This window comes from Krasilnikoviella flava (assembly GCF_900167525.1).
Taxonomy (GTDB): Bacteria; Actinomycetota; Actinomycetes; order Actinomycetales; family Cellulomonadaceae; genus Isoptericola; species Isoptericola flavus.
Genome location: NZ_FUZQ01000001.1, coordinates 787,068 through 800,492, shown reverse-complemented (window position 1 = coordinate 800,492; position 13,425 = coordinate 787,068). Strand labels below are relative to the sequence as shown.

The 13,425-nt window shown below is 76.0% G+C and carries 16 protein-coding genes; 12 read left to right on the top strand and 4 right to left on the bottom strand.

Translation table 11 applies throughout. The annotated features are described in order from the left end of the window. Positions 1-50: 50 nt before the first annotated feature. From B5Y66_RS03415 to dtd, 5 genes are read left to right on the top strand one after another with little or no spacing between them, the layout of a single operon-like run. Positions 51-347, top strand: a complete 297-nt coding sequence (locus tag B5Y66_RS03415) for a type II toxin-antitoxin system Phd/YefM family antitoxin (RefSeq protein WP_079570945.1) — start codon at positions 51-53, stop codon at positions 345-347. A gap of 45 nt (positions 348-392) precedes the next feature. Continuing rightward, positions 393-818 (top strand): type II toxin-antitoxin system VapC family toxin, encoded by a 426-nt coding sequence (locus tag B5Y66_RS03410; RefSeq protein ID WP_079570942.1) that lies wholly within the window; start codon positions 393-395, stop codon positions 816-818. A 10-nt stretch (positions 819-828) separates the two neighbouring features. Further along, a complete protein-coding gene (locus tag B5Y66_RS03405) occupies positions 829-1,173 on the top strand; it encodes a DUF2516 family protein (RefSeq protein WP_245806893.1) in 345 nt (114 codons plus the stop codon). A 1-nt stretch (position 1,174) separates the two neighbouring features. After that, positions 1,175-2,221, top strand: coding sequence for an asparaginase (locus B5Y66_RS03400; RefSeq protein ID WP_245806892.1), 1,047 nt, complete (start codon positions 1,175-1,177; stop codon positions 2,219-2,221). Beyond that, on the top strand, positions 2,218-2,643 hold the full coding sequence (gene dtd, locus B5Y66_RS03395; RefSeq protein ID WP_079570939.1) for a D-aminoacyl-tRNA deacylase: 426 nt from the start codon (positions 2,218-2,220) through the stop codon (positions 2,641-2,643). The genes B5Y66_RS03400 and dtd overlap by 4 nt, the downstream gene beginning before the upstream one ends. A gap of 85 nt (positions 2,644-2,728) precedes the next feature. Here dtd and B5Y66_RS22455 read toward each other — a convergent pair whose 3' ends face one another. Further along, positions 2,729-3,490 carry a hypothetical protein gene (locus B5Y66_RS22455; protein WP_079570936.1) on the bottom strand — a complete coding sequence of 254 codons (762 nt, stop codon included), beginning with the start codon at positions 3,488-3,490 and terminating at the stop codon, positions 2,729-2,731. Positions 3,491-3,601: 111 nt separating this feature from the next. Next, positions 3,602-5,500, bottom strand: coding sequence for a DUF4012 domain-containing protein (locus tag B5Y66_RS03385; RefSeq protein ID WP_079570934.1), 1,899 nt, complete (start codon positions 5,498-5,500; stop codon positions 3,602-3,604). A 149-nt stretch (positions 5,501-5,649) separates the two neighbouring features. On the opposite strand from B5Y66_RS03385, the gene B5Y66_RS03380 reads away from it, so the two are divergent. From B5Y66_RS03380 to B5Y66_RS03365, 4 genes are all read left to right on the top strand, one after another. Continuing rightward, complete coding sequence (locus tag B5Y66_RS03380; protein ID WP_079570933.1) at positions 5,650-6,180, top strand: RNA polymerase sigma factor; 531 nt, start codon at positions 5,650-5,652, stop codon at positions 6,178-6,180. Positions 6,181-6,242: 62 nt separating this feature from the next. Then, complete coding sequence (locus tag B5Y66_RS03375) at positions 6,243-7,658, top strand: hypothetical protein (RefSeq protein ID WP_079570931.1); 1,416 nt, start codon at positions 6,243-6,245, stop codon at positions 7,656-7,658. After that, positions 7,655-8,353 (top strand): hypothetical protein, encoded by a 699-nt coding sequence (locus B5Y66_RS03370; protein WP_079570928.1) that lies wholly within the window; start codon positions 7,655-7,657, stop codon positions 8,351-8,353. The genes B5Y66_RS03375 and B5Y66_RS03370 overlap by 4 nt, the downstream gene beginning before the upstream one ends. A gap of 115 nt (positions 8,354-8,468) precedes the next feature. After that, positions 8,469-8,912, top strand: coding sequence for an OsmC family peroxiredoxin (locus B5Y66_RS03365; protein ID WP_079570925.1), 444 nt, complete (start codon positions 8,469-8,471; stop codon positions 8,910-8,912). 138 nt (positions 8,913-9,050) lie between these two features. Here B5Y66_RS03365 and B5Y66_RS03360 read toward each other — a convergent pair whose 3' ends face one another. Then, entirely contained in the window at positions 9,051-9,683 is a 633-nt protein-coding gene (locus tag B5Y66_RS03360) for an FMN-dependent NADH-azoreductase (RefSeq protein ID WP_079570923.1), read from the bottom strand. 115 nt (positions 9,684-9,798) lie between these two features. Here B5Y66_RS03360 and B5Y66_RS03355 point away from each other — a divergent pair, with 115 nt between their 5' ends. Then, positions 9,799-10,359, top strand: a complete 561-nt coding sequence (locus B5Y66_RS03355; protein ID WP_079570920.1) for a MarR family winged helix-turn-helix transcriptional regulator — start codon at positions 9,799-9,801, stop codon at positions 10,357-10,359. On the opposite strand, the gene B5Y66_RS03350 is transcribed toward B5Y66_RS03355, so the two are convergent. After that, on the bottom strand, positions 10,339-11,400 hold the full coding sequence (locus B5Y66_RS03350; protein ID WP_176168761.1) for an NAD-dependent epimerase/dehydratase family protein: 1,062 nt from the start codon (positions 11,398-11,400) through the stop codon (positions 10,339-10,341). The genes B5Y66_RS03355 and B5Y66_RS03350 overlap by 21 nt on opposite strands. A 139-nt stretch (positions 11,401-11,539) precedes the next feature. Here B5Y66_RS03350 and B5Y66_RS03345 point away from each other — a divergent pair, with 139 nt between their 5' ends. Then, positions 11,540-12,532: an ATP-binding cassette domain-containing protein gene (locus B5Y66_RS03345; protein WP_079570915.1), complete on the top strand. Its 993-nt coding sequence runs from the start codon at positions 11,540-11,542 to the stop codon at positions 12,530-12,532. Beyond that, positions 12,529-13,350 (top strand): ABC transporter permease, encoded by an 822-nt coding sequence (locus B5Y66_RS03340; protein ID WP_079570912.1) that lies wholly within the window; start codon positions 12,529-12,531, stop codon positions 13,348-13,350. The genes B5Y66_RS03345 and B5Y66_RS03340 overlap by 4 nt, the downstream gene beginning before the upstream one ends. Positions 13,351-13,425: the final 75 nt, after the last annotated feature.

Below are 13,425 nucleotides of genomic sequence, written 5' to 3'. Positions count from 1 at the left end.
GGCGGGCGGTGTCTGTTCGGCGCAGGGCCGGGACGGTACGGTCGTCGGTCATGGAGGTCTCCGTCAGCGCGCTGCGCGCCGAGCTGAAGTCGTGGATCGAGAAGGCACGGGCGGGCGAGGAGGTCGTCATCACCGACCGCGGGGTACCCGTCGCCCGCCTGTCGGGGGTGCAGACGGCGGACCTCGTCGCCGGGCTGGTGCGCGACGGCCTGCTCACGCCCGCCGAGACGGAGCGACCCGTGCACGCGCTGCCCGACGACGCGGCCGCGGTCGCGCGTCCCGCCGCCCGCCCGGCGTCGCGGCCCGCGTCGCGCATGTCCGACCTCGTGCGGCGCATCCGGCGCTGACGTGGTCTCGACAGAGTCGACCGCCAGGAACGAGAACGGAGCAGGATGGCCCTCGTCTACTTCGACGCCAGCGCGCTGGTGAAGCTGTGCGTGCACGAGCCCGGGTCCGGGCTCGCGAGCGCGTTGTGGAACCGCGCCGACGTCGCGGTCACGTCGCGCATCTCCGACGCCGAGGTGCGGGCGGCGCTCGCGGCCGGCGAGCGGGCCGGGGTGCTCGACCCGCTCGCGCGACGCCGCGGTACGGCGCTGTGGGAGGAGCTGAGCGCCGGGCTGCACACCCTCGAGGTGTCGCCCGACGTCTCCGAGCGCGCGGCCGAGCTGCTGGCGTCCTGCCCCGTGCCGCTGCGCGGCGCGGACGCCCTGCACGTGGCGAGCGCGCTCGCCGTCGCGCACGAGGACACGGTGGTCGCCGCCTGGGACGAGCACGTCGCCGGCGCCGCGCGCTCCCGCCGCATGCGCGTGCTCCCGTAGGCTCGGGCGAGTGATCTCCGCCGCCTTCGGGTCCCTCCAGTACTACCTGCTCGTCGCGCTCGCGGTCGTGGTGTTCGTGGTGCAGCTCGTCGCGTTCCTCGACGCCGTGCGCCGCCCCGCCCGCGCCTACGTGTCCGAGGGGAAGCTGAAGAAGAACATCTGGCTGCTGATCCTCGGCATCGCCGCGCTGATCGGGTTGTTCGGGCTGCCGCCGATGCTCATGACGGCGGGATCGTTCTTCAACGTCATCGCCGTGACGCCAGCGATCATCTACTGGGTGGACGTGCGGCCCCGGATCCAGCCGTACGGTACGGGCGGAGGGCGCCGCCCGCAGGGCCCGACGGGCGGCTGGTGACGTGGCGGGCGAGGTGACGGCGCAGGGCGCACGCGTGCCCGTCGCGCCCGTGGCGCAGGGCGCGGTGCCGTTGGCCGAGGTGGTGCGCGGGGATCTCGTCGAGTCGGTGCACCTGGGGCACCTGGTGGTGCTCGGTCCCGACGGCGACGTGCAGCTCGCCCTGGGCGACCCGGCGACGACGATCTGGCCGCGCTCCTCGGTGAAGCCGCTGCAGGCCCTCGCGATGCTGCGCTCGGGCCTCGACCTGCCGGCCCCGTTGCTCGCGCTCGCCGCCGCCAGCCACAGCGGTGCTCCCGAGCACCTGGCCGGGGTGCGTGAGATCCTCGCCGGTGCCGGGCTCGACGAGTCCGCGCTGCGCAACACGCCCGACCTGCCGCTCGGCCGGGCCGAGGCGCGCACCTGGCAGGAGGCCGGGCACGGGCCCGCACGGATCGCGCAGAACTGCTCCGGCAAGCACGCCGCGATGCTCGCCACCTGCGTCGCGGCCGGGTGGGACACGGCCACCTACCTCGACCCCGCGCACCCGCTGCAGGGGGCGGTGCGGGCCGCCGTCGTCGCGCTGACGGGCGACGACGACCCGCACATGACCGTGGACGGTTGCGGCGCGCCGCTGTTCTCCACGTCGGTGCTCGGCCTGGCACGGTCGTTCGGCCGGCTCGCCGGCGCGGGTTCGCGCTCGACGCCGGGTGCGGACGCCGACGCCGCACGCGTGGCGCGCGCGATGGCCGCCCACCCCGAGATGGTCGCCGGCCGTGGGCGGGAGGACACGCTGGTCATGACCGCGGTGCCGGGCGCGATCGCGAAGATCGGGGCTGACGGCGTGTGCGCGGCGGGCCTGCCCGACGGGTCGGCGGTGGCGTTCAAGATCCTCGACGGCGGCGACCGGCCGCGGCCGGCCATCCTCGCGGCGGCCCTGCGCGCGGCGGGGGCGGCGGAGGTCGCCGGGGCGGACCTCGCGGCCCTCGACGCCGTCGGCGTCACCTCCGTGCTGGGCGGCGGGGTGCCGGTGGGCGCGGTGCGCCCGGCGTTCCCGGTGGCCGCCGCGTGAGGGCGGTCGTGCAGCGGGTCACCCGCGCCAGCGTCACGGTGGACGGCGAGGTGGTCGGTGCGATCGACCGGCCCGGCCTGGTCGCGCTCGTCGGGGTGACGCACGACGACGGCCCGGCCGACGTGGCGACCGTCGCGCGCAAGATCGCGGAGCTGCGCATCCTGCGCGACGAGCGGTCGGCGGCGGACGAGGGCGCCCCGGTGCTGGTGGTCAGCCAGTTCACGCTGTACGGCGACGCGCGCAAGGGGCGCCGCCCCACTTGGAACGCGGCCGCGCCCGGCCCGGTGGCGGAGCCGTTGGTGGACGCGGTCGTGGCCGACCTGCGCGGGCGCGGGCTCGAGGTCGCGACCGGGAGGTTCGGGGCGGACATGGCCGTCGAGCTGGTGAACGACGGCCCGGTGACCATCGTGGTGGAGACCTGACGCGTCGCCGACCTGCGCAATCGCGCTCGATCGTGCTCAGTGCTCAGTGCTCAGTGCTCAGTGCTCAGTGCTCAGTGCTCAGTGCTCAGTGGTCGGTGCGGCGGCGTCGCGCGACGGTGACGGCGACACTGCCCGCGGCCACCAGTGCGGCGGACGCGGCGACGAGCCCGGCGACGCCCGCACCCGTCTGCGGCAGGAAGCCCGCCGCGGGCGTGGCGGGCGGGGCGCCGTCCGCGGGCGGCGCGCCGTCGGCGGGCGCCGCGGCGGGGACGGTCGTGCCGGGGGTCGGGTCGCCCTCCTCGGGCGGGGTCGTCCCGGGAGGATCCGTCGCGCAGCCCGGGGAGGACGGCGGGTAGGCGGCGGTCATGGTGAGCTCGGGGTTCACCTCGAGCTTCACGTCCACGGACGGGCGCACCCAGTCGAACTCGTCGCCCTCCACCCACACCCCGCCCTCGAGGCGCCAGCCGGGCCAGTCGAGCGGGGCGCCCGACGCGTCCACGACGGCCCCGGGCCACAGCACCCGGCCGCTCATCGGCAGTCCGGCCTGGACGACGTCGTCGCCCGAGGGGTTGATCCACGTGATCGTCACCGTGGTGTTCTCGGTGCCCGTGGCGATGACGGCGTAGCGCAGGTAGGGCACGTCGCCGTCGCACTCGGGCTGGAAGATCTGCGCGGTGAGCGTCGGCTCCTCGGGCGGCGGGTAGTCCGTGGTGCTCGGGCTGCTGCTCGGGTTCGGGCCGACGCTCGGGTCGGTGCCCGCGGTCGCGGGCATGGCGGCCGCGAGCACGGCGGCGCCGCTCAGGAGCAGACCGGCGGCGACGCCGGCGGCGGTGCGTGCGTGGGCCATCTCGACTCCTCGGGGCGGTGCTCGCGGGGCGACCTCGGGCGCTCACGCTATCGGCGCGCAGGCCGCCGCGGCCCCGTCTCACCCGGGTGAAACCGCAGGCGGAGCGCGCATTCACCCGCACACGGGCGCCTCGACGTCGAGCAGCCCGCCGGCCGTCGTCGTCGGCGTCGACCAGACCTCGAGCCGGCCGGACGGCGTCCCGCCGGCCCCCGGCCCCGAGCCCGGGCCGGCCGGGACGGTGAGCCGCAGCGTGGTGTCCTCGCCGGGGCGGAGCACCACCGTGACCGACTGCGTGGCGCGCCCGTGCGTGGTGCGGGCCTCGCCGCCCACCGCCGTCCCGTCCCGCTCGACGCGCGGTGTCGCGCCGTCGCGCGGACCGGACACGGTGACGCCGAGCCGGAGCGTGCCGGGCGGGCTCGCGCCCCCGGGCACCCCCGCGACGTACGACGGGAGCGCGGTCGCCGCGTCGGCGGGCGCCGTGGAGGCCAGGGTCAGCTCCAGCGTGGCCACCCGGCCGGCGTCGGTGCACTCCGTGCCGACGACGCGCAGCGACGAGTCCAGGTAGGCCGACATCTTTCCCGCCACGTGGTCGGTGAGGAACACGCCGAGCGCGTCCGCGGCACGCGGCGCGGCGAACGACCCGGCGATCAGCGTGCCGGTCAGCCGCGCCTGCTCCGCCGGGTCGGCCGACCAGACGCGCACCCGATGCTCCCCGGCCCCGTGCTGCAACCCGGCGAGCAGCACGGCCGGCGAGACGTCGTCGGCCGTGGCCCGGGCGAGGACGGCGGCGGCGGCCTCGGCGAAGAACACGTCGGCGGTGTCGGGGTCGAGGACGTCGTAGACGCGCCGCAGCAGCACGTCGACGGCGTTCTCGGCCGTCAGCTCCACCGTGTCGCGACCGAGGGCGCGCGCGACCTGCGGCGACACGGGCACCTGCACCGGGCCGGTCGCGGCGAGGAGGCCGCCGAGCGCGACGGGGTCGGTGGCCAGGACGCCGTCGACCTCCTCGCCCTGGGCGCGCGCCCACATCGCGGCGGCCAGCGCCGCCGACGTCGGGAAGTCCGGGGTGGCGGTGACGTCCTGCACGAACATGCCGAGCCGGCCCGTGTACGCGGCCTCGTCGTCGGCGGACAGGGGGAGCACGGGGGCGCGGAACGGCCCGACCTCGGACGCCGCGACCTGGCGCACCACCTCGACGCGGCCGCCGTCGACGCGCAGCAGGATGATGGCGCCCGGGATGCCGCCGCCCTGGCGCAGCTCCGCCGTGCTCATGCTCAGCATCAGGTAGGTGCGCGGCCCGTCCGCGCCGAGCATCGCGGGCCCGAGGGCGGCCGCGCGGTCGCCGGTCGCGACGGCGCCGGCGAGCTCGTCGACCCGGTCGCGCAGCGTCGCCACGGGCTGTGCCAGCTGGGGCACGAGGGCGTCCGGGTCGACGGCGTCGAGCCGGGCCCGCGAGGCGGTGATCGACTGCTGCGCCGCGGCCATGCCCGGTGCGGCCGCGCGCAGGGGGGCGAGGTCGAGGCCGCCGTCCGGCGCGCGGCTCGTGGCGGCCACGGCGTCGGCGAGGTCGGCGAGGGCGGGCAGCACGTCGTCGGTCACGTCGTCGAGCACGACGGCGACGTCGGCCGCAGCGCCCGCCGAGGGACCGATGACAGGGGTGCGCGCGGCGAGCCACCACAGCGGCCCGTCGGTCGACTCGCGGGCGATCGTGGTCTGGAGGCGCAGCTCGGCCAGGGCGGGAGACGCGGCCAGGCGCGCCGGTGCCGACCCGTCGGCCTCGGGCCGGACGCCGGCGCGCAGCTCCTCCGACACGGCGGGGACCTGCGCAGCGGCCCGGGTCAGCGCGGTGCGCGCGGCGAGCGCGTCGCGGACGAGCAGCACGCCGCAGACGGCGGCGACCAGCACCACCCCGAGCACGCCGAGCAGCACCCACCGCGAGGCGCGCCGCCGGCGGACCGTCGGCGTGGTGGGGTCCGTCCCGGGGGGCGCCGTGCCCGTGTCGACGGTCATCCCCGCACCGTAGGTCCGCCCGTCGACGGCGGAGGGATGAATCTGCGGGTGATCTCGGCGCGCGCGGGTGCAAGTCCCCGGGGTACGGCGACACAGTCGCGTCGAAGGGTGGCGCGCGTGCCCGCGCGCCCAGGACCGCAGGAGGCCCGGTGGACCCGGACGTGACCGTCCCCGACGACGTCGACGACGCGACGTGGTTCGACGAGCTCTTCGCCGCGCACGCCGTGGCGGTGCACCGCTACCTCGTGCGCCGGCTCCCGGCGGGGGGCGCGGACGCGGAGGACCTCGCCGCCGACGTGCTGGCCACCGCGTGGCGTCGGCGCGCGGACGTGCCGCGTGGGGCCGAGCTGCCGTGGCTCTACCGGACGGCGGGCTTCGTCCTGGCCAACCACCGGCGCAAGGCCCGGCCGACGCCCGTCGCCGTGGTGCCCGAGGTGCCCGACGACGTCGACCCGGCCGGGCTCGCCGTCGACGACGACCAGGTGCGCGCCGTCCTCGCCCGGCTCACGCCGCGGGACCGGCGCATCCTCCTGCTCGTCGCATGGGAGGGGCTGGGTGGCGCCGAGCTGGCGCAGGTGCTCGGCGTCTCGCGCGGGGGAGCCGACGCCGCGCTGTCCCGCGCGAGGGCACGGCTGCGCTCGGCGTGGGACGCCCACGACGCGCAAGTCGACGCGGGCTGAGCACACAGACGAGGACGAGGGCGCCCGCCGCGACGGCGGGGCCGCAGGGCCGGGGAGGCGCGATGAACGACGACGAGCGAGCAGGCGACGGGGCGGCGCCGGACGACGAGCCGCTGGCGCGCCTGCGTGCGGCGGACCCGGCGGCCGGGGTCGGGTCGTCGCCGGGCGTGCTGCGGGCGAAGGTCGACGCGCGCCTGGCGGAGGACGGCGACCCGCTCGTCGCGCAGGTCGAGACCGCTCCGGACGGCGACGAGCTGGCCGCTCGCCGACGCCGTCGGACACCGTGGCTGGCGGTCGCGGGGGTCGCCGCGCTCGCCGTCGTCGGCGGGGGCGGGTACCTGCTGGGCGGGGCGTCGGCGCAAGGAGCCGGGAGCGCCGACGCCGCCGGGGGTGCCGCCGCGCCGATCGTGCTGAACGGTGGCCCGCAGGGCGACCGCGCGGCCGCCGGGGCGGAGGGCTCCGCAGCCGCGGGGGCGGCGGAGGACCGCGCCGCAGGGGGCGACGACGCCGCCGCGTCGACGGCGGCGGGCGACGCGACCCTGCCGAGCTGGTACTCGTCGGGGCGCGCGCTGTTCCACGCGGACGGACTGTCCACGGAAGGCGGCACGGCCGCGGCTTATGCCTTCGACGCGACCGACGCCGCCACCCGCGAGGGCGCAGCCCGGGTCGCGAAGGCGCTCGACGTCGACGGCGAGCCGCGCTGGGACTACGGCTGGTCCGTGGGTCCGCGGGACGGCGACGGCCCGACGCTCTGGCTGTCCGCCGACGGCAGCGCGACGTTCGGCTACAGCGACCCCGGCGCCGACCCGTGGCGGTGCGAGGGCGCCGTCGCCCGCGACGCCGAGGAGGGGGCCGAGCCCGACTGCGAGCAGCCGGCCACCTCCACGGTCGGCGACCGGGAGGCGCGCGACGCGCTCGCCGACGCCATGCGGAGCCTCGGCGTCGACCCCGACGGCTTCGAGATCGAGGTGGGTGAGAAGGCCGAGGGCGAGCCAGGCCGCTGGGTCACCGCCTACCAGGTGGTGGACGGCACCCGCACCGGTGCGCAGTGGAGCGCGACGGTGGGGGAGAAGGGCGTCGCCTGGCTGGACGGCTTCCTCGCCGCGACCGTCGATCTCGGGGAGTACCCGGTGATCAGCCCGGCCGAAGCCGTCGAGCGGCTCGGCGACCCGCGGTTCTCCGGCTCCGCCTGGCCGGTCGCGTACGCCGACGAGGAGGGGATGTGGGCGGAGGCCGAGACCGAGGGCGGGCTGGACGAGCCGTCCCCCGCGCCCGCCCCGCCCGCGGCCGGCGACCCGGTCGACTGGCCGGTCTCCGACGTCGAGATCACCGACGCCCGGCTCGGCCTGGCGCAGCAGACGCAGGACGACGGCTCGGTGGTCCTCGTTCCCGCCTACGAGCTGTCCGACGCCGACGGCAACGCCTGGTCCGTCGTCGCCGTCGCCGACGACGGCATGGACTTCTCGGCGCCCCGGTGAGCCGGGCGGTGGGCGGGCCCGTCGCTGCCGTCCTGCTGGCGGCGACGCTCGCCGCGTGCGCGTCGCCGACCGACGTCGCGTCGCCCGGTGGCGTGGTGATCGCCATGGCGGAGGAGAGCTTTCCGAGCACGACGGCCGCGGACTGGGTGACGTACGCCGACCATGTGGTCGTCGTGACGGCCGTGGACGAGGACGAGGTGCTGATGGCACGGGAGGACGACGACGGGAACCCGCCGGGCGAGCGCTCGTTCCGGCGTGACATGACCCTGCAGGTCGACGACCTGGTCTGGTCGGCCCCCGAGCCACGGCACCGGGCTCCCTCCGGGAGCTTCGTGACGGGGGCGCCGTGGACGACGGTCCGGGCCGGGGTCCGCACGCGCGTCGCGATCGAGGACACGCCGCGGATCGAGGTGGGGCACACGTATGTGGTGGCGCTGGTCTGGCGTCCCGCCGTCGAGGACCCGACCGCGCCCAGCGCCGCGCACTGGGCCTGGCTCGGCATGGACGCCCTGCTGCCGTACGACGACGCGATCGGCGTCGGCGAGCTCGAGGGCACGGTGCGCACGGAACCGTTGCGCGTGGCCGAGGACGACCCCCAGTACTCGTTCGAGGACGCCATGGCCGGCCGGTCGGTGGCCGACCTCGTCGCCGTGCTCACGGGGACGAACCCGGTGGAGCGCGAGGAGTACGGGTGACACCGCCGCCCGCCGCCCGGACGTGACCGCCACCACCTGGAAGGTCGCTGTCGCCCGGTGCGGGTGCGGGTTACGGTCGTCGTGACCTGTCCCGGAGCACGAAGGAGAACTCCCTATGTCCACCCGTACCGCACGCACCGCCTGGAACGGCGACATCCAGAGCGGCGCCGGCAAGGTCGAGCTCGCCAGCTCCGGCGTCGGGGCGTTCGACGTCTCGTTCCCCCGCCGCACGGCGGACGCCGCGGAGGGCGTCACCAGCCCGGAGGAGCTCATCGCGGCCGCGCACTCGTCGTGCTACGCGATGGCGTTCTCGCTCGAGGTCGCGAACGCGGGCGGCACGCCCGGCGCGACGGACGTGACCGCCGACGTCACGCTGACCCCGGCGGCCGGCGGTGGCCTCGAGATCTCGAAGATCCACCTCACCGTGGTGGGCTCGGCGTCCGGCATCGACGCGGACGCCTACCGCACCGCCGCCGAGGCCGCGAAGGCCGGCTGCCCGGTCTCGAAGGCGCTCGCGGGCGTCGGCGAGATCACGCTCGACGTCACCTTCAACGGCTGAGCGCGAGGTAGTTCGCAACTCGCCGAGGTAGTTCAGAGCCCCGCGAGGTAGTTCGCGCAGCGGCGAGGTAGTCCGTACGACGGCGAGGTAGTCCGTGTGCGGACTACCTCGCCGTCCGTCTGAACTACCTCGGCGAGGTCAGCGGGCCGCGAGGGCCCTGCCGGCGGCGACGGCGTCCTCCTCGGCCTGCTTGGCCATGACGGCGGCGGCGTCGGCGAACTGGTCCAGGGCGGGGTTCACGCCCACCAGGGTGAACTCGCGCTCGACGACGGTGAGGTCGGCCCGCCACAGGTCCTCGAGGATGCGCCGCAGGTAGTCGGTGTTGTGGTCCCAGCCGGCGCGCGGGCTGCCCTCGCCGTACGAGCCGCCGCGCGTGGTGACGAGCACGGTGGGCTTGCCCTCCAGCACGGGGACTCCGGTGCCCGCCCCGGTGGTGACGAGGTCGATCCAGGCCTTGGCGTGCTGCGAGACGCCGTAGTTGTACAGCGGCAGGGCGAGGACGAGGGCGTCCGCGGCCCGGACCTCGTCGGTCAGGACGGCGGCGAGGTCGAGGGCGGCACGCTGCTCGGGGGTGCGCTCCTCCTCCGCGACGAACCCGGCCATGGTCGCCTGCGCCCAGGCGTCGGCGGGCAGCGGGTCCCGGCCCAGGTGCCGGATGACGACGGTCGTGCCCGGGCGGGCGGCCGTGGCCTCGGCGACGACGGTGTCCGCGAGGGCGGAGCTCGCGGACAGGTCGCCCTGGATGCTGGCGTCGAGACGAAGAAGCGTCATGGGTGGTCCTCCGGTGCGGGGAGTCGAGGTCCTGGTGCGGACGCGCGATCTTGAATGTTCAAGACGGACCGTACCCACAGCCGTGTTGATCGTTCAAGTCGCTTTAGGATGAGGTATGCCGTCCGCATCGACCGACGCCCCGGCGCGGCTCAGCGAGGACCAGCAGCGGAGCTGGTCGTCGGTGGCCACGCTCCTCATGACCCTGCCCGCCACGCTCGACGCGCAGCTGCGCACCGACGCCGGGCTCAACCTGTTCGAGTACCACGTGCTGGTCGCCCTCGGCGAGGCCCCCGACCGCACCCTCGGCATGTCCGACCTGGCCGCGCTGTCCCGCGGGTCCCTGTCGCGCCTGTCGCACGCCGTCGGGCGGCTCGAGCGCGCGGGGCTGGTCGAGCGCAGCGCGTGCTCGAGCGGCCGGCGGCGCATGGAGGCCCGGCTCACCGGCGCGGGCTGGGACAAGCTCGTCGCGACCGCCCCGGGGCACGTCCGGGAGGTGCGGCGGCTGGTGGTGGACGCGCTCGACGACCGCCAGCTCGAGGCGCTCGGCGTCGCGGCCGACGTCGTGGTCCGGGCGATCGACCCGGCGCTCGCGTGCGGTGAGCGCGTCAGCGGCTGCGGACCGCTGGCCGCGTCGGGGGCGTCGGGCGCGGTGGAGTCAGCCCAGCAGGGGCGGTGAGCCGGCGCCGGTGCCGGCGATGACGCCCTCCACGGTCTCGCGCAGCACGTCGCGCGGGTCGTGGGTGGGCGCCCAGTGCAGCAGCTCGCGGGCGCGCGAGGCGTCGAGGACGACGTCGGCGCGCGCCATGTCGAACCAGCCCACGTCGATCGGGGCGAGCCGCAGCCGGGAGGCGACCGACAGGCCGGTCCGCGCGAGGCCGGGGGAGGCGGCGACGGCGCGGCCCCCGGAGAGCACGTCGGCGAGGTCGGCCGAGGTCAGCCAGCCCTCGGGGGCGAGGTTGAACGCCCCGGGGTGGCGGCCGACGACGACGGCGCGGTAGGCGTCGGCGGCGTCGTCGGTGTGCATCACCTGCAGGCGGAGCCCGTCGAGCGCGGGCACGGCGGGCAGCAGCGCGCCCTCCGGGGCGCGTCTGGCGGCGAGCCGCAGCGCGCGGGTGCCGAGCGGCCCGAGGAAGTAGCGTCCGAGCTCGGCGCCCGCCTCCCGCTGCAGCATGAGCGCGGGGCGCACCCGCGTCACGACGAGCCGCGGGTGGGTCTCGGCCACCTCGTCGAGCATCCGCTCGACGGCGGCCTTCTGTACCGAGTAGGACGAGGTGCGCACGCCGCGGCGCGGCCAGTCCTCCCGCACGAGCCCGCCGTCCAAAGGGCCGGGGGAGTACACGCCCGAGGTGGAGCCGAGCACCAGGTGGCGCACGCCGTTGCGCACGACGGCGTCGGCGACGGCGCGCGAGCCGTCGAGGTTGAGGCGGCGTGCCCGCCCGGAGTCGCGGGCCGAGGGCGCCGCCCAGGCGAGGTGGACGACGGCGTCGGCGCCGAGGAAGGCCTCGTCGAGACCGCGCACCACGGCGTCCGCGGTGTCGGTGAGGTCGACGCGGACCCACTCCGCGGCGGAGTGGGGGAATGCCACGGTGCTGCTGCCGTCGGCGCGCGGCACCCTCCGGGCGACCCCGACGATCGAGGTCACCGCGGGCTCGCGGGCCAGTGCTCGCAGCACGGCCGTCCCGACGTTCCCGCTGGCTCCCACGACGACGACGCGCACGGTCCGACCGTATCCGGGGCTGCGCCGTGGCGCGCGTGCAGCGCGGGCGTGTATCCGAGACACGGTGTGTATAGCCAACACGACGTGTATGCCGTACGCTCGTGTATGCCATACACAGACCGACCAGAGGGGAACGGCCATGAACGACCCGATGATCGCGGTACGGGGGCTGCGCAAGTCCTACGGACGCACCGCCGTGCTGCGCGGCGTCGACCTCACCGTCCGACGCGGCGAGATCTTCGCGCTGCTCGGGCCGAACGGTGCGGGCAAGACCACCACCGTCAACATCCTCACCACGCTCGTCCGGCCGGACGGCGGGACGGCGACCATCGCCGGCGCGGACGTCGTCAGGCAGTCCGCGGCCGTGCGCCGCAGCATCGCGCTGACCGGCCAGTACGCGAGCGTCGACGAGTTCCAGACCGGCGAGGAGAACCTCGTCATGATGGCCGACCTCGCGCACCTGCCGAAGCGGGCCGTGCGCCGCCGCGCGCACGAGCTCCTCGAGCGCTTCGGTCTCACCGAGGCCGCGGGCCGCAAGGTGGCCACCTACTCGGGCGGCATGCGCCGCCGCCTCGACCTCGCCATCAGCCTCGTCGCCGACCCGGCCGTGCTGGTGCTCGACGAGCCCACCACCGGCCTCGACCCGGCGTCGCGCTCCCAGCTGTGGGAGGTCGTGCGCGGGCTCGCGGCCGACGGCACCACGATCCTGCTCACGACGCAGTACCTCGAGGAGGCGGACCGGCTCGCTGACACGATCGCCGTCCTCGCCGAGGGCGCCATCGCCGCCCGCGGCACCGCCGAGGAGCTCAAGGCCCTCGTCTCGGGCGACCACGTGCGTGTCACCTTCGACGACGCCGCGAGCCTCGCCACCGCGCGCGAGCTCGGCGTCGCCGGCCTCGACGCCGCGGAGGAGGACCTGAAGGCCCTCGCCCTGACCTTCCCGAGCGCGGAGCCCGTGCGCGCGATCCGCGACGTGCTGGACCGGGCGGAGTCGAGCGGTCTCGCCGTCGCGGGCGTCAGCGTGGTCAAGCCGACCCTCGGCGACGTCTTCCTGGCGCTCACCGGCAGCCCGGCCGCCGACCGCGCGACCTCCATCACCGACAGCCCCGCCCCCGAGGAGGCCCTGCGATGACCACCACCCTGGCCCCGGCCGCGCGCACCGCGTCCGGACCGGTCCGCTCGGCGGCCGTGCGCGCGCCGCTGCGCGACATCGCCACCATGACCCGGCGCGAGGCCCGCCGCTCCATGCGCTCGATCGACGGGCTCATCACCGCGTTCGCGCTGCCCGTCCTCATCATGTCGGCGTTCGTGATCGTCTTCGGCGGGGCCATCTCCGGTGGCACCGGGGGCGACTACATCGACTACGTCGTGCCCGGCGTGCTCGTCATGTGCCTGGGCATGAACTCGGCCACGGCCGCCACGGGCGTCGCCCAGGACATGACCACGGGCACGATCGACCGGTTCAAGACGCTGCCGATCTTCTCCTCGTCGGCGCTGTGGGGCCACGTCATCGCGAGCGTCGTCCGCAACCTGGCGTCGGTGGTCGTGGTGATGCTCGTGTCGGTCGCGTACGGGTTCCGGCCCGACGCGGACCTCGGCCAGTGGCTGGGCTTCGTGGGGTTCGCGGTGCTCGCCGTCGTGACGTTCACCTGGCTCTGCGTCGTGTTCGGGCTGGTGATGAGCGTCGAGGCGTCGATGTCCGTGAGCATGATCTTCCTCTTCGTCCCGTACCTCAGCTCCGGCTTCGTGCCGGTCGACACCATGCCGGACTGGCTGCACGGCTTCGCCGAGAACCAGCCGTTCACCCCGATCATCGAGACGGTGCGCGGCCTGCTGGCCGGCACGCCCGACGCCGGCACGATCGTCACGGCGTGCGTCTGGCTGGTGGGCTTCCTTGCGGCGAGCGTCGTCGTCGGGAGCGTCCTGTACCGCCGTCGGACGGCACGCTGAGCGGCGCACCGTCGGTCGAGCCCGTCGAGACCCCCGGTGGTCGAGCCTGTCGAGACCCCGGCATGGTCTCGACAG